The organism is Amycolatopsis sp. CA-230715 (genome assembly GCF_018736145.1).
Taxonomy (GTDB): domain Bacteria; phylum Actinomycetota; class Actinomycetes; order Mycobacteriales; family Pseudonocardiaceae; genus Amycolatopsis.
Genome location: NZ_CP059997.1, coordinates 2,910,120 through 2,929,108 on the forward strand (window position 1 = coordinate 2,910,120; position 18,989 = coordinate 2,929,108).

Annotated in this window: 23 protein-coding genes; 14 read left to right on the top strand and 9 right to left on the bottom strand. The window is 72.2% G+C overall.

The annotated features are described in order from the left end of the window. Positions 1-24: 24 nt before the first annotated feature. Positions 25-645, top strand: coding sequence for a TetR/AcrR family transcriptional regulator (locus tag HUW46_RS13420; protein ID WP_215547581.1), 621 nt, complete (start codon positions 25-27; stop codon positions 643-645). A 91-nt stretch (positions 646-736) separates the two neighbouring features. Here the strand turns inward: HUW46_RS13420 and dapC are convergent, their stop codons facing one another. The 3 genes from dapC to HUW46_RS13435 all read right to left on the bottom strand — a co-directional run bounded on the left by dapC (position 737) and on the right by HUW46_RS13435 (position 2,479). Further along, positions 737-1,843, bottom strand: a complete 1,107-nt coding sequence (gene dapC, locus HUW46_RS13425; RefSeq protein WP_215547582.1) for a succinyldiaminopimelate transaminase — start codon at positions 1,841-1,843, stop codon at positions 737-739. After that, positions 1,840-2,160 carry a ferredoxin gene (gene fdxA, locus HUW46_RS13430; protein ID WP_215547583.1) on the bottom strand — a complete coding sequence of 107 codons (321 nt, stop codon included), beginning with the start codon at positions 2,158-2,160 and terminating at the stop codon, positions 1,840-1,842. Before fdxA ends, dapC begins: the two co-directional genes overlap by 4 nt. A gap of 139 nt (positions 2,161-2,299) precedes the next feature. After that, the gene (locus HUW46_RS13435) at positions 2,300-2,479 is read right to left on the bottom strand and encodes a hypothetical protein (RefSeq protein ID WP_215547584.1); all 180 of its coding nucleotides are present in this window, start codon (positions 2,477-2,479) and stop codon (positions 2,300-2,302) included. A gap of 49 nt (positions 2,480-2,528) precedes the next feature. Here HUW46_RS13435 and HUW46_RS13440 point away from each other — a divergent pair, with 49 nt between their 5' ends. From HUW46_RS13440 to HUW46_RS13475, 8 genes are all read left to right on the top strand, one after another. After that, the gene (locus tag HUW46_RS13440; protein WP_442860974.1) at positions 2,529-3,263 is read left to right on the top strand and encodes a GNAT family N-acetyltransferase; all 735 of its coding nucleotides are present in this window, start codon (positions 2,529-2,531) and stop codon (positions 3,261-3,263) included. Continuing rightward, positions 3,260-4,258, top strand: coding sequence for a 2-phospho-L-lactate transferase (cofD, locus tag HUW46_RS13445; protein WP_215547586.1), 999 nt, complete (start codon positions 3,260-3,262; stop codon positions 4,256-4,258). Before HUW46_RS13440 ends, cofD begins: the two co-directional genes overlap by 4 nt. Before the next feature lie 10 nt (positions 4,259-4,268). Beyond that, positions 4,269-5,609, top strand: a complete 1,341-nt coding sequence (locus HUW46_RS13450) for a coenzyme F420-0:L-glutamate ligase (protein WP_254126601.1) — start codon at positions 4,269-4,271, stop codon at positions 5,607-5,609. Continuing rightward, entirely contained in the window at positions 5,606-6,136 is a 531-nt protein-coding gene (locus tag HUW46_RS13455) for an NUDIX hydrolase (protein WP_215547588.1), read from the top strand. Before HUW46_RS13450 ends, HUW46_RS13455 begins: the two co-directional genes overlap by 4 nt. After that, positions 6,133-6,492 carry a GntR family transcriptional regulator gene (locus HUW46_RS13460; protein ID WP_215547589.1) on the top strand — a complete coding sequence of 120 codons (360 nt, stop codon included), beginning with the start codon at positions 6,133-6,135 and terminating at the stop codon, positions 6,490-6,492. Before HUW46_RS13455 ends, HUW46_RS13460 begins: the two co-directional genes overlap by 4 nt. An 88-nt stretch (positions 6,493-6,580) precedes the next feature. After that, entirely contained in the window at positions 6,581-7,102 is a 522-nt protein-coding gene (locus HUW46_RS13465; protein WP_215547590.1) for a hypothetical protein, read from the top strand. Positions 7,103-7,105: 3 nt separating this feature from the next. Further along, a complete protein-coding gene (locus HUW46_RS13470) occupies positions 7,106-7,291 on the top strand; it encodes a hypothetical protein (protein ID WP_215547591.1) in 186 nt (61 codons plus the stop codon). A 27-nt stretch (positions 7,292-7,318) separates the two neighbouring features. Beyond that, positions 7,319-7,603 (top strand): hypothetical protein, encoded by a 285-nt coding sequence (locus HUW46_RS13475; protein WP_215547592.1) that lies wholly within the window; start codon positions 7,319-7,321, stop codon positions 7,601-7,603. Between the two features lie 21 nt (positions 7,604-7,624). Here the strand turns inward: HUW46_RS13475 and HUW46_RS13480 are convergent, their stop codons facing one another. Together HUW46_RS13480 and HUW46_RS13485 are read right to left on the bottom strand one after the other, a co-directional pair. Next, entirely contained in the window at positions 7,625-8,521 is an 897-nt protein-coding gene (locus tag HUW46_RS13480; protein ID WP_215547593.1) for a DNA-3-methyladenine glycosylase family protein, read from the bottom strand. Positions 8,522-8,523: 2 nt separating this feature from the next. Then, positions 8,524-9,603 (bottom strand): sugar phosphate nucleotidyltransferase, encoded by a 1,080-nt coding sequence (locus HUW46_RS13485; RefSeq protein WP_215547594.1) that lies wholly within the window; start codon positions 9,601-9,603, stop codon positions 8,524-8,526. Between the two features lie 213 nt (positions 9,604-9,816). Here HUW46_RS13485 and HUW46_RS13490 point away from each other — a divergent pair, with 213 nt between their 5' ends. Beyond that, the gene (locus HUW46_RS13490) at positions 9,817-10,245 is read left to right on the top strand and encodes a hypothetical protein (protein ID WP_215547595.1); all 429 of its coding nucleotides are present in this window, start codon (positions 9,817-9,819) and stop codon (positions 10,243-10,245) included. A gap of 4 nt (positions 10,246-10,249) precedes the next feature. Here HUW46_RS13490 and HUW46_RS13495 read toward each other — a convergent pair whose 3' ends face one another. Next, on the bottom strand, positions 10,250-10,792 hold the full coding sequence (locus HUW46_RS13495) for a TetR/AcrR family transcriptional regulator (protein ID WP_215547596.1): 543 nt from the start codon (positions 10,790-10,792) through the stop codon (positions 10,250-10,252). Between the two features lie 77 nt (positions 10,793-10,869). Here HUW46_RS13495 and HUW46_RS13500 point away from each other — a divergent pair, with 77 nt between their 5' ends. Further along, the gene (locus tag HUW46_RS13500) at positions 10,870-11,289 is read left to right on the top strand and encodes a hypothetical protein (RefSeq protein ID WP_215547597.1); all 420 of its coding nucleotides are present in this window, start codon (positions 10,870-10,872) and stop codon (positions 11,287-11,289) included. Here the strand turns inward: HUW46_RS13500 and HUW46_RS13505 are convergent. From HUW46_RS13505 to HUW46_RS13515, 3 genes are read right to left on the bottom strand one after another with little or no spacing between them, the layout of a single operon-like run. After that, a complete protein-coding gene (locus tag HUW46_RS13505; RefSeq protein ID WP_215547598.1) occupies positions 11,246-12,106 on the bottom strand; it encodes a glycosyltransferase family 2 protein in 861 nt (286 codons plus the stop codon). The genes HUW46_RS13500 and HUW46_RS13505 overlap by 44 nt on opposite strands. Before the next feature lie 21 nt (positions 12,107-12,127). Next, entirely contained in the window at positions 12,128-13,282 is a 1,155-nt protein-coding gene (locus HUW46_RS13510; RefSeq protein ID WP_215547599.1) for a glycosyltransferase family 4 protein, read from the bottom strand. Positions 13,283-13,340: 58 nt separating this feature from the next. After that, on the bottom strand, positions 13,341-14,390 hold the full coding sequence (locus HUW46_RS13515) for a glycosyltransferase family 4 protein (RefSeq protein WP_215547600.1): 1,050 nt from the start codon (positions 14,388-14,390) through the stop codon (positions 13,341-13,343). A gap of 18 nt (positions 14,391-14,408) precedes the next feature. On the opposite strand from HUW46_RS13515, the gene HUW46_RS13520 reads away from it, so the two are divergent. From HUW46_RS13520 to HUW46_RS13530, 3 genes are all read left to right on the top strand, one after another. After that, positions 14,409-15,329, top strand: coding sequence for a glycosyltransferase family 2 protein (locus tag HUW46_RS13520; protein ID WP_215547601.1), 921 nt, complete (start codon positions 14,409-14,411; stop codon positions 15,327-15,329). A gap of 69 nt (positions 15,330-15,398) precedes the next feature. Beyond that, on the top strand, positions 15,399-17,918 hold the full coding sequence (locus HUW46_RS13525) for a glycosyltransferase (RefSeq protein ID WP_215547602.1): 2,520 nt from the start codon (positions 15,399-15,401) through the stop codon (positions 17,916-17,918). Beyond that, positions 17,911-18,987: a glycosyltransferase family 4 protein gene (locus tag HUW46_RS13530; protein WP_215547603.1), complete on the top strand. Its 1,077-nt coding sequence runs from the start codon at positions 17,911-17,913 to the stop codon at positions 18,985-18,987. Before HUW46_RS13525 ends, HUW46_RS13530 begins: the two co-directional genes overlap by 8 nt. Positions 18,988-18,989 lie beyond the last annotated feature (2 nt).

The following is an 18,989-nucleotide window of genomic DNA, read 5'->3' on the forward strand; positions in this document are numbered from 1 at the left end:
TAGCGTTCCTGTCAAGGAGGGCCGATGACCACGAACAGGAAAGACAAGGCCGCGGAGACGGAGGCCGCGCTCAAGGCGGCGGCCGCACGGCTGTTCGTCGAACGCGGCTACCTCAGTACGAAGATCACCGACATCACCCGCGAAGCCGGGCGCGCGGCCGGGTCCTTCTACAACCACTTCAGCAGCAAGGAAAACCTGCTCGAAGCCCTGCTCAAGGACCTGGCCGACGCCGGGGACGAGGCCGCGGAGGAGCCGGGGCACAGTGCGGACTTCACCGACCCGGCGGCGATCCGCTACCACCTGCGGTCACTGTGGACGTTCTACCGCGACAACGCGGGCGCGATGCTCGCGGTGCGCCAGGCCGCGATGGTCGACGAGGACTTCGGGGCGACGATGCGCCAGTTCGGCAAGGCCCAGCAGGACGAACTGCACGACCACCTCGACACGATCGTCGCGGCACCGGACATGAACCTGCCTGGCTCGCCGGAACTGAGCATCTCGATGATGACGCTGCTGCTGGATTCCTTCGCGCACCAATGGCTCTTCGGCCCCGCGACCGACGGCGTGCACAGGCCCGACGACGAAGAAGCCATCGAAGCACTGACGCGCTTCATCTACCGGGGCCTGACCGGCAAAGACTACTGAACCCATGCCATGAAAGTGCCCATGCCGTGAAAGTGGCTTTCGGGGCGCTCAATGCCCTGAAGGCCACCTTCGGGGCATGCGGGGGGAGAGATCAGCTCGTGAGGCGGTCGGCGGCGGTCTCGACGCGTTCGTCGGTGCCGGTCAGCCCGATCCGCACGTGCTTCGCGCCGGCCGGGCCGTAGAAGGTTCCCGGCGCGACCAGGATCCCCTTGTCCGCGAGCCAGCCGACGGTCTGCCAGGCGTCCTCGTCGCGGGTGGCCCACAGGTAGAGCCCCGCCTCGGAGTGGTCGACGCGGAAACCGCTGTCCGCCAACGCTTTCCGCAGCACCTGGCGACGGCGTTCGTACCGCCCGCGCTGGGCGGCGAGCGCTTCGTCGTCGGTCAGCGCGACGACCATCGCCTCCTGCACGGGCCGCGGCACGATCATGCCCGCGTGCTTGCGGATCGCGAGCAGGTCCGCGACGAGCGCGGGGTCGCCGGTCACGAACCCGGCGCGGTAGCTCGCCAGGTTCGCCGACTTCGACAGCGAATGCACGGCCAGGAGGTTGTCGAACCGCCCGCCGCACACCGACGGGTGCAGGATCGACAGCGGTTCGGTCTCCCAGCCGAGCGCGAGGTAGCACTCGTCGGAGACCACGACGACATCGCGTTCGCGGGCCCATTCGACGACCTTGCGCAGGTGCTCCGGCCCGAGCACCCGGCCGGTCGGGTTGGACGGCGAGTTGAGCCAGAGCATCGCGGGACGGCTCGGCCCCAGCTGGGTCAGCCCGTCCGCGCGGACGGGCTCGGCACCGGCGAGCAGCGCGCCGACCTCGTAGGTCGGGTACGCCAGCTCGGGAATGACCACCTGGTCGCCGGGCCCGGCGCCGAGCAGGCGCGGCAGCCAGGCGACGAGTTCCTTCGACCCGATGGTCGGGAGCACCGCATCCGGGTCGATCCCGTCGATCCCGTGCCTGCGGCGCAGCGCGTCGATCGCGGCGCTGCGCAGCGCCGGGGTGCCGTGCGTCGCCGGGTAGCCGGGGATGTCCGACACCGACGCCAGCGCGTCGCGGATGCTCGCCGGCACCGGGTCGACGGGCGTGCCGATCGAGAGGTCGACCACCCCGCCGGGGTGCGACCTCGCCTTTTCGCCGTACTCGGTCAGCGCGTCCCACGGGAAGTCGGGAAGCGCGGAGGCACCGCGTGCCGCTCGGCTCATTCGCCCTGCGGCGCGAGTGCCTTGATCCAGTCGGGGTCGTCGCTGACCTTGCCGACCTTGGACGCCCCGCCGGGGGAACCGAGCTTGTCGAAGAAGTCCACGTTGGCCTTGGTGTAGTCGGCCCAGTCGTCGGGGACGTCGTCCTCGTAGTAGATGGCCTCGACCGGGCACACCGGCTCGCAGGCGCCGCAGTCGACGCACTCGTCGGGGTGGATGTAGAGCATCCGGTCGCCCTCGTAGATGCAGTCGACGGGGCACTCGTCGATGCAAGCCTTGTCGAGCACATCGACGCAGGGCTCGGCGATCACATAGGTCACTGCGCTCTCCTGCTGTTCCTCAAGTCCGTCACTCCTTGGCGCCCGGCCGACATTACGCGGCCACGGGCGTCCCTTCCCTGGTGAGGCAACCCTTAGCGGCCGGAACACCCGGTCCCGGCATACCCCCGGTATGGCGACGTTACCGCGATTTGCGGCCCCGTGGCGGCGGCGTCCTGCTGTCGCCGGTGACCACGAACTTCGGCTTCGGCTTCTCGGCCTCGTCCTCGCTCTTCTTGCTCCCGACCGCACGGTTGAAGCCGTCCGCGATCTCCTTGACGAGGTCGTCGTTGTGCCGGTCGTCCTTGCGCGCGATGCTCATCCGACCCTCCCTGGTCCTTCGCGGGCTCCTCGTCACAATCTAACGCGTGATGACCAGCGAGGCGCTCGAATCCGCGTGCGCGGCCGCATGGCGGGCAGCGGTCGAAGCCCGGCTCGGCGGCTGGCTGCTGCGCTGGGCGGACGGGTTCACCGGGCGCGCGAACAGCGCGCTCGCGGTCGGCGATCCCGGGATGCCGGTACCGGAAGCGTTGCGCGCGGTATGTGAGTTCAGCCACTCCCACCGGATTCCGCCGGTCGTCCAGGCCGTACACGGCAGCGAGAACGAAGCGGCGATCGCGGCGGCGGGCTGGGTCGAACACAGCACGCACCCGGCCGGTCACGAAGTGTCGGTGCTGCTCGGTGCCGCGGGATCCGCGGCGGGCGGCGCCGAAATACTGACGGAACCCGTCGGCGAGTGGTGGGAGCTGTGCGCGGGGACCGCGGAGCCGTCGGAAGCGCAGCGGTACGTCCTGACCACCGGCGACGTGGGCTACGGCGTCGTGCGCGCCGGAGCCGAGGTGGCAGGCGCGGTGCGCGCCGCGGTCGTCGGCGACCTGCTGCACGTATCCAGGCTCGCGGTGCGCCCCTCCTTTCGGCGACGCGGGTTCGCGGTGGCCCTCATGAGCGCTGCCGGGCGGTGGGCGGCGGGCCGCGACTGCGTCTTGCAGGTTTCGGTAAGGAACGCGGCCGCGCTCGCGTTGTACGGACGGCTCGGGTTCACCGAGCACCACCGGTACCGGTACTGGGTGCCACCACAGACCACGTGCGAGGATCCGAAGTCGTGAAAATCGTTGTAGTCGTCGGCGGGGTGGGCGGCGCCCGCTTCCTGCTCGGCGTGAAAGCCGCACTCGGCATGCCCGCGATCGGGGCCGCACCCGATTCGCCGCACGAGATCACCGCCGTGGTCAACACCGGCGACGACGTGTGGATGCACGGGCTCCGGATCTGTCCCGACCTCGACACCTGCATGTACACCCTCGGCGGCGGGATCGACACCGCCCGCGGCTGGGGCCACGCGGGCGAGACGTGGACGGTCAAGGAGGAGCTCGCCGCCTACGGTGCCGAGCCGAGCTGGTTCGGGCTCGGCGACAAGGACATCGCCACGCACCTAATCCGCACGCGCATGCTGCGCGCGGGCTACCCGTTGTCGGCGGTGACCGAGGCGCTGTGCGACCGGTGGCAGCCGGGCGTGCGGCTGCTGCCGATGTCGGACGACCGGGTGGAAACCCACGTCGTGGTCGACGACCCCGAGCAGCCGGATCAGGAGAAGGCGCTGCACTTCCAGGAGTGGTGGGTCCGCTACCGCGCCGAGCTGCCCGCGCGCTCGATCGTGCCGATCGGCGCCGACGAATCGGCACCGGGACCCGGCGTGGTGGACGCGATCACGCAGGCCGACGCGGTGCTGCTCGCGCCGTCGAACCCGGTGGTCTCGGTCGGCACCGTGCTCTCGGTGCCCGGCGTGCGCGAAGCGCTGCGCAAGACCGCGGGCGGCGTCGTCGGCATCTCCCCCATCATCGGCGGGAAACCGTTGCGCGGCATGGCAGACGCGTGCCTCACCGCGATCGGGGTGGAGACCTCGGCGGAGGCCGTCGGGCGGCACTACGGCGCGCGGCAGACCACCGCGGACGGCGTGCTCGACGGCTGGCTCGTGCAGTCCGGCGAGTCCGCCGACGTGCCGGGCGTCGCGGTGCGCGCGGTACCCCTTCTCATGTCCGATGTGGACGCCACCGCGGCCATGGCAAGGGCCGCACTCGAACTGTCCGGAGTGGACGTTGCCTGAACAGACCCCGCTGTCCGACCACGCGGCACCCCGTATCGAGATCCTGCCGGTCGAAGGCCTGCCGGAGTTCCGGCCGGGCGCCGACCTGACCGGGGCGATCGCCTCGGCCGCGCCGTGGCTGCGCTCCGGTGACGTGCTGGTGGTGACCAGCAAGATCGTCTCCAAGGCCGAGGGCAGGCTCGTCACCGTGCCGGAAGACCCCGAAGCGCGCGACGCCGCACGCCGCAAGCTCGTCGAGGAAGAAGCGGTCAGGGTGATCGCCAGGATCGCGCGGACGATGATCACCGAAAACCGGCTCGGCATCGTGCAGGCCGCGTCCGGTGTGGACGCGTCCAATGTGGCCGGGAACGAGGTGGCGCTGCTGCCAGCCGACCCGGACGCGAGCGCGCTGGCGCTGCGCAACGGGTTGCGCGAGCGGCTCGGCGTGGAGATCGCGGTCGTGGTCACCGACACCATGGGCAGGGCGTGGCGGATCGGGCAGACCGACGCCGCGATCGGGGCCAGCGGGCTGCGGGTGCTGCACGCCTACGCGGGCGCGGTGGACGAGCAGGGCAACGAGCTCGCGGTGACCGAGGTGGCGATCGCCGACGAGCTGGCCGCCGCGGCAGATCTGGTGAAGGGCAAGCTCGGCGGTACCCCGGTGGCCGTGGTGCGCGGGTTCGACATCGTCGACGACGGTTCGACCGCGCGGAAGCTGGTGCGCCCGGTCGAAGAGGACCTGTTCCGGCTCGGCACGAACGAGGCACTGGCGCAGGGCAGGCGCGAGGCGGTGCTCACCCGCCGCTCGGTGCGCGCGTTCAGCGAGTCCGAAGTGGACCCCGAGACGATGCGCCGCGCGATCGGCGCGGCGCTCACCGCGCCCGCACCGCACCACACGCGCCCGGTCCGGTTCGTCTGGCTGCGCGATCCCGCGAAGCGGAAGGCGCTGCTGACCGCGATGCGGGAGTCGTGGCGCGCCGACCTCTCCGGTGACGAGTTCACCGAGGAGCAGATCGAAAAACGGCTCAGCAGGGGCGATATCCTCTTCGACGCGCCGGAGGTGGTGATCCCGTTCCTGGTCCCCGAGGGCGCGCACACCTACCCCGACGTGCGGCGCAACGCTTGCGAGCACACGATGTTCACCGTCGCCGCGGGTGCCGCCGTGCAGGGCCTGCTGGTGGCGCTCGCCGCCGAGGGCGTCGGCTCGTGCTGGATCGGCTCGACGATCTTCGCCGCGGACCTGGTGCGCGAGCAGCTCGGCCTCGGCGCGGACTGGGAACCGCTCGGCGCCGTCGCGATCGGACACCCCGTCGACGGCCCGCCCGCGCTCCGCGGTCCGCGCGAGCTGGCGGAAGGACTGGTGGAGCTGTGACCCTCCGCGAAGACGCACTGTCCACTTTGGCGCGCTGGCGGCCGTCGTCGGCAGGCCAGGAATCGCTTCGGCAGGCGTTCACCGGATTCCTGCTGGCGCGCGAGGACTCGTGCGCGAGGTCGTGCGAGGCCGGGCACCTGACCGCGTCGGCGGTGCTGCTCGACGCGGACGGCGAGCGGGTCCTGCTGACGCTGCACCCCAGGGTGGGGCGCTGGCTCCAGCTCGGCGGGCACTGCGAACCCGAGGACACCACGCTGGCCGGTGCCGCGCTGCGTGAGGCGCGCGAAGAGTCCGGAATGGACGGTCTGCGGATCGACCAGGAGCCGGTGCACCTCGACGTGCACCCGGTCACCTGCTCGCTCGGCAAGCCGACCAGGCACTTCGACGTCCGGTTCACCGTGCGGGCGCCGCGCGGGGCGGAGCCGGTGCGCAGCGACGAGTCCGACGACCTGCGCTGGTGGCCGCTCGGCGGGCTCCCCTCGGGCTCGGAAGACCTCGGTGAACTCATGGCGCTGGCGACGTCGTGATCGTCGGCTACGACCCGGCGTCCCCGGTACCGCCCTACGAACAAGTCCGATCAGGACTCGCGAACCGGATCAACGACGGCTCGCTCGCGGTGGGCGCGAAACTGCCGACCGTGCGCGGGCTCGCCGGGGAACTCGGCATCGCGCCGAACACCATCGCGCGCGCCTACCGCGAACTCGAAGAAGCGGGGCTGATCGAGACACGGGGCAGGGCGGGCAGCTTCGTCGGCGCGTCCGGCGACGAGACCAGGCAGCGCGTCAAGCAGGCCGCCGGTGACTACGCGGACACCGTGCGTGGCCTGGGGATTCCGGCCGACGAGGCGCTCGCGATCGTGAAGGCCGCGCTCGAACGGTCCTGAATGGATTCGCCCGCCCGGATTCGCCCGTTCGGGTAAAGGCGCGGGCCGCCGCGGGTTATGGTGTGCGCGCACGGAAGGGAGGCAGCGCATGCCTTTGGGGTTCGGCACCCGGGTCCACATCCACACCGGCGGCGGCGGAGACGGCTCCGGTGGCTGGTGGGTGCTCGGCATCATCGCCGCGATCGTGATCATCTGCGTCATCGTCGGCTTGGTCAAAGCACACAACAAGAACAAGGCGGAGGGCTTCCCCGGCACGCCCGGCTTCGGTCCGAACGGGCCGGTCCCCGGTGGGCCGGTGCCGCCGCCTCCCGGTGGTTTCGGCGAGCCCGGCCCCGGCGCGTTCGCCCAGCAGCCGCAGGGCTTCTCGGCGCCGCAGCCCGGTGGCTTCCCGCAGTCTGGTGGTTTCCCCCAGCAGGGTGCCCCGCAGCCCGCGATGGCGCCCCCGCCCGCCGGTGCGCCGTCCGGTGGTTTCCCGCAGCAGGGCGGTTTCCCGCCGCCTTCCGGTGGTTTCCCGCAGCAGGGGTTCCCGGGTGGTCAGCCCGGCTACCCGCAGGGGCCCCAGCAGGGCTTCCCGCCGCCGGGCCCGCCGCAGCAACCCCCTCGCTGGTAAGCCATGGGCTTCTCGATCCTGTCGCTCGCCATCATCGTGGTGCTGCTCGTCGTCATCGCCGTGCTGGCGACGCAGCTCTCCTCGGCGAAGAAGAAGCTGCGCGGTCAGTACCCGCCGCGGCCCTTCCCGCCGCAGGGCGGGCCGTATCCGCCGCAAGTTGGGCCGTACCCACCGCAGCAGCGCTGGTAGCCCCCGACCCGAAACCGATGAGGGCCGATGTTCGACTCGCTGCAACCGTGGCACGTGTTCGTGGTGATCGCGCTGATCGCGGTCGTCGTCATCGCACTGACGATCGCGAAGCGCAGGCGCGAGGCCCAGCAGCGGCGGTACCGGGAACAGCAGGCGCGGGGGTATCCGCAGCAGCAGTACCCCGGGCCCGCGCAGTTCCCGCAGCAGCAGTACCCGCCGGGACAAGGCGGCCCCTACCCACCGCAGGCCGGGCAGTACCCCCAGCAGGGCGGGCCGTACCCACCCCAGCAGTACCCACCGCAGCAGCCTTGATCCCGTGTCCCGGAAAGCGAGTTACATCGCGCGGTAGTCGCGGATCGGGTAGCGCGGGCCGTACCTCGGGCGCGAGAACCCGGCGGCCTCCAGGTACCGGACGGCGCGCTGCCGTTGCGGTGCGTAGGGCGCGAGCACTTCCTGGAGTCCGGCGTCGTCGAGCGGCGCGCCGACGAGCGCGTGGCCGACCACGGTCGGGATGTGGAAGTCGCCGAAGCTGACCGCGTCCGGGTCGCCCCACGCCCGCTGCGCCACCTCCGCGGCGGTCCAGACGCCGATGCCCGGCACCTTCCGCAGCCACGCTCTTCCTTGCGCGCCACGGGTTTCGCCCGCCTTCTCCAGCCGGTGCGCCACCTGCGCGGCGAACACGAGCGTCCGGCGCCGCGTCAGGTCCACCCCCGCCCTGTGCCATTTCCAGTCCACAATGGACATGATCGCGCGCGGCGCCGGCGGCACGCGGAGCCAGTCCGGTGCCGGGCCGGGCGCCGGTTCGCCGTACCAGCGGCACAGCTCGCGCCACGACCGCCGCGCTTCGATCCCGGTGACCTTCTGCTCCAGCACCGCGGGCACCAGCGCGTCCCACACCCGCCCGCTCGACCCGAGCCGCAACGAAGGCAGCGCCTGCCGCGCGGCGGCCACCGCGTCGTGGTGCGCGACGAACCCGGTGTCGTCGTCCTCCGCGCCGAGCAGGGCGGGCAACCCGTCGAGCAGCCGGTCCGCGCCCTGGCCCCACGCCTGCGCTTCGACCTCGCCGTCGGCGAACCGGCGCAGCGCCATCGTGCCAGGGCCGTCGGCGGTGTTCCCCGCGAACCACGCGACACCGCGCTCGTCCCGCCGGAAATGCGGGTCGCCTTTGCCCCGCTGGTGCGGGGAAAGCACCTGCGCGAGATCGAGCGCGAACGGCGGCCGGTAGCGCATGCTCAGGCGTCGCTGGAGAACCGGATGGCACCGTCGGGCAGTTCGATGCCCGGCCACACCCTGGCGCCGTCGAGCAGTTCGCAGCGCGCGCCGACCGAGGCCCCGTCACCGAGCACGACTCCGCTCACCCGAGCGCCCGCACCGACCTTCGCGCCCGCGCCGAGCACCGAGCGCTCGACCACCGCGCCTTCGCCGATCGACGCGCCGTCGAACAGCACCGAGCCGGAAACCCGCGCGCCCGCACCGATCGAAGCACCGGCGCCGACCGCGGACCCACCGTCCACTTCGGCGTCACCGGCGACGCGCGCGCCGTCGAGAACCAGGGACTTCCCCGTTTCGCCCGGCAGTGCCGAAGTCGGGGCGAGGCCGCGGACGAGATCGGCCGAGCCGCGGACGAACGCCTCCGGGGTGCCCACGTCGAGCCAGTACGACGAGTCGACGTACCCGTGGATGTGCGCGCCGGACGCGAGCAGGCCGGGGAACGTCTCGCGCTCCACCGAAACCGGGCGTCCCGCCGGAATGGACTCGATCACCGAACGCCGGAACACGTAGCACCCGGCGTTGATCTGGTCGGTCGGCGGGTCGGGGATCTTCTCCAGGAACTCCAGCACCCTGCCGGAAGAATCGGTCGGCACCGAACCGAAGCGGCTCGGGTCCTCGACGCGCTGCAGGTGCAGGGTCACGTCCGCGCCGCTGCTCCGGTGCGTGCGCACCAGTTCGCCGAGATCGGCGCCAGCGAGGATGTCGCCGTTGAAGATCACCGCGTCGTCTGCGCGCAGCCTGCCCAGCACGTTCCGGATCGCGCCCGCGGTGTCGAGCGGCTCGTCCTCCACGACGTACTCGATTTCGAGGCCGAGCGACTCCCCGTCGCCGAAGAAGTCCTCGAAGACTTCCGCACGGTAGCTCGTGCCGAGCACCACGTGCCGGAACCCGGCCGCGCCGATGCGCGACAGGAGGTGGCTCAGGAACGGCACCCCCGCGGTCGGCAGCATCGGCTTCGGCGCGGACAGCGTGAGCGGGCGGAGGCGGGTTCCCTTGCCCCCGACGAGCACCACCGCGTCGGCGGGCTGGTCCGATGTCATGTAAAGATCCTCTCCGTCCACCCGGCAAATCCCCACGTTCCACCGCGGCACCGCGCGACATGCCGCGAAGAACGGCGAGAAACGCTGACGGCAACGGCCTCAAGGGCCTACCCTAGGTGGTGGAAGCCTTCTCATCGGGAAGGCCCGGTAGTTCGAGGTAACAAGGTGGCCCCGGTCGGCGAGGGCCTCTGGTCGAGTCGGGAGGCCGAGGGGATGGACCCCCGCGATCGTGCGGATGCCCAGCTTTCACGTGCGAGGGCCCGCGGCGCGTACGTCGTCACCTCCGACAACGCGACTTCGCCGATGGACTCGTCGAACACGCAGCAGATCCCGAGGTCGGTGGTCTCCGAGATCGACCGCTCCGACGATCCGGACACCACCACGGTGCTGCCGTCGGAAATGATCGAGGCCGCGTCGCACCACCTCGCGAACGAGGAATCCACCGCGCGCCTGGAACGCGCGTCGCAGTCCCGCGACGCGCAGACCACGCCGTTGCCACAGCCGACGAAACCGCAACCGCGGCCGCGCCCCGCGCCGGGCAGGGACGGCGTCAGCAGCGTGAGCGGCGTGGTGCCGACGACGACCCAGCCCGCCCCCGCGGACGGGCAGTCTGCGCTGTCCCGCCGCCTCGAAGGCCTGTGACCCGCTAGTTCCGGGGAAGCCGCGCGGCGAATCGCTCCAGCGCCGCGTCGACCCTGGCCGGGTCGGTCGCGGTCATCCGGTCCAGGACCAGCCCGCGCAGGGTGGCCACCACCAGCGTCGCCGCCGCCGGGTCGAACCGGTCCGCGAGCACCGCGAGCCAGTCGTCCACCATGCCGCGCCCGCCGTCGGCGTAGTCGCCGGGATTCGTCATGGCGTCGGTGTAGACCTGGAAGAACAGCCGCAGATACGGGATCTGCTCGGCGTCGGTGAGCCACGCCCAGATCAACCGGACCAGTTCGGCTGCCGACAGGTCGTGCTCGGCGAGGTACCCGGTGAGGCTTGCCCCGAGGCGGCGGCGCGCTTCGGCGAGCAGCTCGGAAACCAGCGTGCGCTTGCTGCCGAAGTCGTAGAGCAGCATGCGGGTGCTCGTGCCGAGCGCGGTGGCCATGGGCCGCAGGCTCAGCCCGGCGAGGCCGTGCGCGAGCACGTAGTCGGTGGCCTTCGCCAGCGTCGCAGCTCGGCGGCCGGGTTCCGGTGGTCTTGCCACGGACTTCCTCTCGACAGCTCCGGGGTACGAGTGCCACAGTATTAGTGACACACTCGTTTCATTAACTAGGGGGCGGCATGTCCGAGCGGAACGGGGCCGCGATGCGGCTGTTGATGGGTGCCGACGCCGTGTGGGACGGTCTTCTCGGCCTCGCACTGCTCCTGCTGCCGGTGGCGGCGGTGTCGGACGCCGTTGGCTTCCCCGCCGTGCGCCCGTGGCCGGTTTACTGCGCGCTCGGTGTCGCGATGTTGGCGATGGCGCTCGTGCTCGCCAGAGCCGCGCGGGGCATCGACACGGCCGCCGTGTGCAAGCTCGCCGCGCTGGGCAACGCCGCGGGCGTGGTCGTCGCGGTGGTGCTGGTGCTCGTGTTCGCCCTGCCCGCCGCGGTGACGGTGGCGCTGCTCGTGGCCGCGTTCGTCACCGCGGTGTTCGCCGCGCTCGAAGCGGCCGCGCTCAGCGCGTTTCTAGCTTCAGCCGCGCCTTCAGGCCGAGCTTGATCACGGCGAGCACCGGCTTCCACAACAGCCCGCGGTGCCGGTCGGAGAGGTACCGGTAGGCGCTGACGTGGTGCGCGGCAAGCATTTTCGCGGGCGCGCGCGAGGTCGCCTTCCCGCCGATGTGCATCACCTCGGCGGACGGCGCGTAGACGTTCTGCCAGCCCGCGCGGGCGAGCCGGTCGCCGAGATCCACGTCCTCGAAGTACATGAAGTAGCGGGAATCGAACCCGTCCACGGAGTCGAACGCTTCGCGCCGGAGCAGCTGGCACGAGCCGGAAAGCCAGCCGGAGAGCCGTTCCACGGGCTCGCCGCGTTCCTGGCGGTAGGCCCGCGTCCACGGGTTGCCGGGCCAGATCTTGCCGAACACCGCGTGCCCGATGCCCCTGCCCAGTTCCGGCAGCAGCCGCGCGGACGGGTAGACGGTGCCGTCCGGCTCGCGGATCAGCGGCCCGAAGGCGCCGCCCCTCGGCCACCGCTCGGCGGCTTCGAGCAGGGTGTCCAGCGAACCGGGGCCCCATTCGAGATCGGGGTTGACCACGACCACCCAGCCGTACTCGGGACCCAGTTCGGCGACCCCGCGGTTCGCCGCAGACCCGTAGCCGAGGTTCTCCCCGATGGACAGCAGGTGCACGTTGTCGTGTGCCGCGGCGGCCTTCTCCGGGGCGCCGTCGGTGGACGCGTTGTCGGCCAGCACCACCCGCACGTCACGCGTGGAGGCCTTCTCGAGCGTCTGAAGGAACGGCTCGAGGGTCTCGCCGGGGAAATAGGTCACCACGACCACGGCCACGCCGTCGCCATAAGCAGTTGGCTGCGTCACGGCAAATCATTGTGCCGGGTGTCAGGCCCCGGCCCTCAGCCGGTGTGACAACCACGCCTTCTCGTAGGCGACGCGATGCTTCTCGGCGCTCGTGGCCCACGAGAACTCCTTCGCGCGCCGTTGCGCGGCGGCGGCGAGCTGAGACCGGCGCGACGGGTCGTCGAGCAGCTCCGCCAGCGCGGCCGCGACATCACCCGCGCCGACCCCGCAGTACGCGACCGCCTCGCCGCCGACCTCGGGCAGCGAAAGGCGCCGGGTGGTCAGCACACACGCGCCCGCCGCCATCGCTTCGAGCACTGGGAGGCCGAAGCCCTCGCCGAGACTCGGGTACGCGACCAGTTCCGCGCCGCCGAGGAACCCGGCGAGCGTGTCGAACGGCAGGTACCCGGCCCTGATCACGCGGAGCCAGTGCGGGACCGCGTCGAGCGCCTTCTCCACCTGCGTGTCCCAGCCCGGCTGCCCAGCGAGCACGAGCGCGGGCGGTTTCGGCCTGCCCTCGACCGCGCGCGCGAACCCTCGGATCAGCGCGGGCACGTTCTTGCGCGGCTCCAGCGCGCCGAGGAACGCCACGTACGGCGTCGCACCGAGGCCGACCGCGTCCCTGGCGGCGCGCACTTCGTCCGGCGACGGCGGGTGGAAGCGGTCCGTGTCGACGCCGTGCTCGATGATTTCGAGATCACCGGCGCGGATCCTGGTCACCTTCGCCAGTTCGTCCGCGGTGGCCTGGCTCGGCACCACGCACAGCGACGCGCGGCGCAGCGCCGTCGTCGTCCACGCGCGGAAGAAGCGGGCCTTGACCCCGGCGTGGAGCACGGCGTCGGTGAAGAACGTCGCGTCGTGCAGGGTGACCACCGAAGCGGCGCGGCTGGCGAGCGGCATCGTGTAGTGCGGCGAATGCACGACGTCCACGCCGAGGCGGCGCACCAGCGCGGGCAGCGTGGTCTGCTCCCAGGTCAGGCGTGCGGTGCGGGTGGCGGTGGACTGCACGGTCGGCACCACGCGCGAGCGCGGCGCGAGGCCGTCGTACAGGCGGGCGTCGCGGGGCTGGCAGACCACGGTGAGCCGGGCGCCGTCCTCGTCGAGCGCGGCGACCAGCGAGTCGACGTACCGGCCGACGCCGCCGCGATCGGCAGGCACGGCTGTCGCGTCGATCAGGACGCGGGGTTCGACTGCCACCCGAGCAGGGTACGGCGGATCGGTGCCCGGTTGGTCAGGAACCAACAAGTTCGGGGGTTCATCGGCGCTGGTGGAGCGTCCAGACGGGGGCGCAGGCGCGGTCCCAGGAAAACGCTGACGCGCGCAAACGACCCGCGTCGGCGAGCCGCGTCGCCCGATCGGGCGAATCGAGGACTTCGCGCAGGGCGGACGCCAAACCGGGGACGTCCCCACGTGCCACCGCGATCCCGGCGCCGCCCGCCACTTCGACGAGCGCGGGCGCGTCGGAATGGACGACGGGCACCCCGGCCGCCATCGCTTCGAGCACCGGGAGTCCGAACCCCTCGGCGAGGCTCGGGGCGGCGAGCACGGACGCGCCGCGCAGGACGGTGGCCAGCTCGGGATCGGACAGCTTCCCCAGCACGCGAACCCCGCGCCGGGTCAGCTCCGCGGGGTCGACGCCGCCCCAGCCGGGCTGGCCGACGAGCACCAGCGGCACGTCGACCTGGTCCATCGCCTCGACCAGTACATCCACGCCCTTGCGGGGTTCGAGGGTGCCGACGGCGAGCACGTACCGCGGCGGCAGGGCCATTCCGGGGACCTCCCCGGTTAGCTGCTCGCTCACGCCGTGACCGGCGACGATCGGCGCCACGTCCACGAGCGCGCCCAGTTCGGTGGCCACCGCCTCGGTCGGCACGAGCACGCCGTCCGCGCGCCGCGCCGCCCGCGCGATCATCTTCCGGTGCCAGGCGACGCCGCGCGGGGTCAGCGTCTCAGGATGGGTCCACGGGACGGTGTCGTGCACGGTGACCGACAGGGTCCGGCCCGCCGGGACGCGCGGGGGCGCGAGCGGGGTCGGCGCGTGCACGGCGTCGCCGCCAGGCCAGAACGGCAGGCCCAGTTCCCACGCGGCGATGAGCGCGCGCGGGGGCAGCGGCAGCACACGGGGCCCTTCGACGCCGTCGACCTCGGCCGCGCTCACGTCGGCGTGCCTGGCCACGACGCTCGACACGGTCCACCCCGGCGGCGCGGTGGCCGCGAGCGCGCGCAGCAGCTCGCCGGTGTAGCGGCCCGTGCCGCCGGGCACGGGCGCGAGCAGTTGCTCGGCGATGACCACGAGTTCCGGCACGGGCACTATTCTGCGCTGGTGCCGCTGCCCATCACCGTCCTGGTCGTCACGTGGCGCGGTGCGGCCCATATCGAGGAGTGCCTCGACGCGCTCGCCGCGCAAGACCGTCCACACCGGACACTCGTGGTGGACAACGCCTCCGACGACGGCACGGCCGCACTGCTCGCCGCCCATCCGAGCGCGCCGGAAGTGCTGCGACTGCCGCGCAACACCGGGTACGCCGGCGCACTGGCGGCCGCGCTGTCGCATGTGGACACTCCGCTGGTGGCCTGGTTGAACGACGACGCGGCACCCGCGCCGGACTGGCTGGGCCTGCTCGAAGACGCGCTCGCGGCGGCACCGGGCGCGGCCGCCGCCGCGTCGCGGCTCGACCGGGCCGACGGCACCGCGCAGTCCACCGGCGTCCGGCTGACCGCGGACGGGCACGGTGCCGATCAGGAAAACGGGGGCATCCCCGTTTTCGGGTTTTGCGGTGGGGCCGTGCTTCTGCGAACCGGGGACCTGCGCGATTCGGGCGGCGTGCCCGCCGCGTTCTTCTGCTACTACGAGGACACCGACACCGCGTGGCGCCTGCGTCTGGCCGGGCACGACGTGCTCGCGGTGCCCTCGGCGCGCGTCCGGCACCGGCACGGCGCCAGCACCCGGCCCGGTTCGCGGGAGTTCCACCGCTGGAACGAGCGCAACCGGCTGCTGATGCTCGTGCGCTGCGCGCCCGCCGCCGTCGCCGCGCGCGAGCTGGCGAAGTTCGCCGCGCTCACCGCGGCCCTCCCGCTGCGCCGGGACAAGCCCGCCGCCGCGAACTTCCGGTTCGCGCTGCGTATGCGCGTGCTCGCCGAGGTCATCGCCATGCTGCCCGGCGCGCTCTCCGCCCGCCGCGCCGTCGGGCGGCGCTCACGCGTCGGCCGAGGCGAGGTCTGGCGGACCTGGGCAGGTCGATAAGCTCCCGGTCAACCTTCGAACTTTCGAAGTCCCAAGGTTCGCGAGGGCGCTAGCGTGAGGAGCTTGGTAGTGGCCGAGGGGGAAACGACGCTGCCGCTGGTGTCGGTGATCGTGGTGAACTACCGCGGCGCGGCCGACACCGTCACCTGCCTGCGCGCGCTGGCCGAGGAGCTCGACTACCCGCGCCTCGAACTGATCTGCGTCGACAACGCCTCCGGCGGGGACGACGTGGCGCGGATCCGCGCCGCCGTGCCGTCGGCCAAGATCGTCGAGTCGCCGGTCAACAGCGGTTTCGCGGGCGGCTGCAACCTGGGCGCGCGCGAAGCGCAGGGCACCGTGCTCGCCTTCCTCAACAACGACGCCCGCCCCGAGAAGAACTGGGTGCGCGCCGCCGTGGACGAACTGCGCGCGCAGCCGACCGTCGCCGCGGTGGCCAGCAAGGTGCTCGACTGGGAAGGCACCGGGACCGATTTCGTCGACGGCGGGCTCACCTGGTTCGGCATGGGCTACAAGCGGCACGCGGGCACCCCGCTGGCCGAGGTGCCCGCCGGGGAGCACGAGATCGCGAAGGACGTGCTCTTCGGCACCGGGTCCGCGATGTTCGTGCGCTCCTCGGTGTTCGCCGAACTCGGCGGTTTCGACGAGCGCTTCTTCATGTTCTACGAGGACGTCGACCTCGGCTGGCGGCTCAACCTCCGCGGCTGGCGGGTGCGGTACGTGCCGGAGTCGGTCGCCTTCCACCGCCACCACGCGACGATGTCCGAAGTGGACGCTCCCGAAACCGGGCGCGAGACGTTCCTGCTCGAACGGAACGCGCTCGCCGCGCTGTACAAGAACCTCTCGGACGAAACACTCGCCAAGGTCCTGCCCGCGGCGCTCGCGCTCGCGGTGCGCCGGGCCACCGCGCGCGGGGAGATCGACGCGACCCAGCTCGACCTCGAACGCGGCGTGACCGCCGTCGAGACCGATCCCGTCGCCGTGCCGCGCACCGCGCTCGCCGGGATGCTCGCGATCGACCAGTTCGTCGAGCTGATGCCTTCGCTCGCCGAGTCCCGCGCCATCGAGCAGTCCGCCCGCGTGCGCACCGACGCGGACCTGATCCCGTTGCTGCGCAAGGCATTGGAGCCCGCGTACCCGTTGCCGCGCTACCTCGCCGCGCACGAGATCCTGGTCGAGGCGTTCGGGATCGACGGGGTGTTCGGGCGGCGCCGCCGGGTGCTGGTGATCACCGGCGACGCGATCAGCGAGCGGATGGCCGGCCCCGCGATCCGGGCCTGGAACATCGCGAGCGTGCTGTCCGCCGAGCACGACGTCCGCCTGGTCACGGTCAACCCGCTCGCCACCCCGCCGCCCGCGCCGTTCCCGGTGAGCGCGGCCCGCAAGCGCGATCTCACCGAGCCGATCGACTGGGCCGAGATCGTCATCGTGCAGGGGCACGTGCTCGAAATGGCGCCCACGCTCAAAGCGGCGCAGTCGCACAAGATCGTGGTGTGCGACCTGTACGACCCGATGCACCTCGAACTGCTCGAACAGGGCAAGAGCGCGCCCGACGACCGGCGCGCCGCCGATCTCGCCGGGGTCACCAAGGTGCTCGACGCCCAGCTCGACCGCGGCGACTTCTTCCTGTGCGCCTCCGAGCGCCAGCGGTTGTTGTGGCTCGGTCACCTCGCCGCGCTCGGCAGGCTCACGCCCCGGCTGTACGACGCCGACCCGACCACGCAGTCGCTGCTCGCGGTAGTCCCCTTTGGACTGCCCGCGCAGCCGCCCGTGCGCACCGGGCCCGGCCTGCGCGCCACCCTCGACGGCGTCGCCGAAACCGATCACGTGATCCTGTGGGCAGGCGGGATCTACAGCTGGTTCGACCCGCTGACGCTCGTGCACGCGATCGACCGGCTCCGGCACCACCGCGGCGACGTGCGACTGGTGTTCCTCGGCATGCGGCACCCGAACCCCGAGGTCGCCGAGATGGACATCGGCGTCCGGACCGTCCGGCTCGCCGACCGGCTCGGGCTGACCGGCAAGCACGTGTTCTTCAACGAGCAGTGGGTGCCCTACGAGGAGCGGCAGAACTGGCTGCTCGACTCCGACTGCGGCGTCACCACGCATTTCGAACACGTCGAGACCACCTTCGCGTTCCGCACGCGCGTGCTCGACTACCTGTGGTCCGGGCTGCCGATCGTGACCACCGACGGCGACGCGTTCGCCGATCTCGTGCGGCAGGAGCGCCTCGGCGTCGTGGTACCGGCCGAGGATCCCGAAGCACTCGCCGACGCGCTCGACCGCGCGCTCTACGACACCGAGTTCGCCGCGGGCTGCCGCGAGCGGATCGCCGACGTGGCAACGCGGTTCACCTGGCCGAAGGCGCTGGAGCCGCTCGTCGAGTTCTGCCGCGATCCGCGTCCGGCCGCCGACCGGTTGCCGGGCGCCGCCGATCTGGTGACCACGGAACCGTTGCGGGGCAAGGAACTCGTGCTGCGGGACGTGGCGCTGGTGAAGGAGTACCTCGCCGACGGCGGGCCGAAGGAACTGGCGAGACGGGTCGCGGGGCGGGTGCGGAAGGTCGCACGGCGAGGACGCCCGCATGGCTGATCTCCGCGTACTCCTCGACGGGACGCCGCTGCTCGGCTCCCGCACCGGTATCGGCCGCTACACCGCTTCGCTGGCCGAAGAACTCGCGTCGCGGTCCGATGTGGACATGCGCGCGGTGGCGTTCACGCTGCGCGGCTGGCGACGGCTGCGGCACGTGCTCCCGCACGGCACCAGGGCACGCGGCGTCCCGGTGGCCGCGCGGCTGCTGCGCCGGTCGTGGCTGCGTTCGCCGTTCCCGCCGATCGAACTGTTCGCGGGCCCGACCGATGTCGTGCACGGCACCAACTTCGTGCTCCCGCCCGCGTTGCGCGCCGCGGGCGTGCTCACCATCCACGACCTCGCGTTCATCGACGAACCGGGCGATCTGGCGCCGAGCGATCGCGGCCTGCCGGAGCTGGTGCGCCGGGGCGCGGCGCGCGCCGACGTGATCTGCACGCCGACCGCGGCGGTCGCGGACGCGGTCGCGGAACGCTTTTCGGTCGACCGCGACAAGATCACGGTGACCCCGCTCGGCGTCGACGCGGGCTGGTTCACCGGGCGGCCGCCGAGCCCCGACGCGCGCAAGAAGCTCGGCCTGCCCAAGGAATACCTGCTCTTCGTCGGCGCGGCAGGCCCGCGCAAGGGGCTCGACTGGCTGCTGCGGGCGCACGCCGCGGCGCCGGAACTGCCGCCGCTGGTGTTCTCCGGGCCCGGCCCGTTCCCGAGCACCGACCGCACCTTCCACATCGGCTACCTCACCGACGTCGATTTGCAGGGCGTGGTCGCGGGCGCGGGCGCGCTGGTGCTGCCGTCGCGGGACGAGGGCTTCGGCCTGCCGGTGCTCGAAGCGATGGCGTGCGACGTTCCCGTGGTGTGCACGGACATCCCCGCGCTGCGGGAGGTCTCCGGCGGTTTCGCGCGGCTGGTTCCCTACGCCGACGACGAAGCGCTCACCGAAGCGTTGCGCGCGGCCGTGTCGGAACCCGCGGTGGCCGGAGACTCGGCCGCGCGGCGGGCGCACGCGGCGGGCTTCACGTGGCGCCGCTGCGCGCAGCGGACCGTCGAGGCCTACCAGCGCGCCGCTTCCTGACG

What these genes read in the sequence shown, in the direction of transcription:
- HUW46_RS13420 (WP_215547581.1), top strand. Translation starts at nt 25, where the DNA reads ATGACCACGAACAGGAAAGACAAGGCCGCGGAGACGGAGGCCGCGCTC.
- dapC (WP_215547582.1), bottom strand. Translation starts at nt 1,843, where the DNA reads ATGAGCCGAGCGGCACGCGGTGCCTCCGCGCTTCCCGACTTCCCGTGG.
- HUW46_RS13435 (WP_215547584.1), bottom strand. Translation starts at nt 2,479, where the DNA reads ATGAGCATCGCGCGCAAGGACGACCGGCACAACGACGACCTCGTCAAG.
- HUW46_RS13440 (WP_442860974.1), top strand. Translation starts at nt 2,529, where the DNA reads ATGACCAGCGAGGCGCTCGAATCCGCGTGCGCGGCCGCATGGCGGGCA.
- HUW46_RS13465 (WP_215547590.1), top strand. Translation starts at nt 6,581, where the DNA reads ATGCCTTTGGGGTTCGGCACCCGGGTCCACATCCACACCGGCGGCGGC.
- HUW46_RS13470 (WP_215547591.1), top strand. Translation starts at nt 7,106, where the DNA reads ATGGGCTTCTCGATCCTGTCGCTCGCCATCATCGTGGTGCTGCTCGTC.
- HUW46_RS13475 (WP_215547592.1), top strand. Translation starts at nt 7,319, where the DNA reads ATGTTCGACTCGCTGCAACCGTGGCACGTGTTCGTGGTGATCGCGCTG.
- HUW46_RS13480 (WP_215547593.1), bottom strand. Translation starts at nt 8,521, where the DNA reads ATGCGCTACCGGCCGCCGTTCGCGCTCGATCTCGCGCAGGTGCTTTCC.
- HUW46_RS13485 (WP_215547594.1), bottom strand. Translation starts at nt 9,603, where the DNA reads ATGACATCGGACCAGCCCGCCGACGCGGTGGTGCTCGTCGGGGGCAAG.
- HUW46_RS13490 (WP_215547595.1), top strand. Translation starts at nt 9,817, where the DNA reads ATGGACCCCCGCGATCGTGCGGATGCCCAGCTTTCACGTGCGAGGGCC.
- HUW46_RS13500 (WP_215547597.1), top strand. Translation starts at nt 10,870, where the DNA reads ATGTCCGAGCGGAACGGGGCCGCGATGCGGCTGTTGATGGGTGCCGAC.
- HUW46_RS13530 (WP_215547603.1), top strand. Translation starts at nt 17,911, where the DNA reads ATGGCTGATCTCCGCGTACTCCTCGACGGGACGCCGCTGCTCGGCTCC.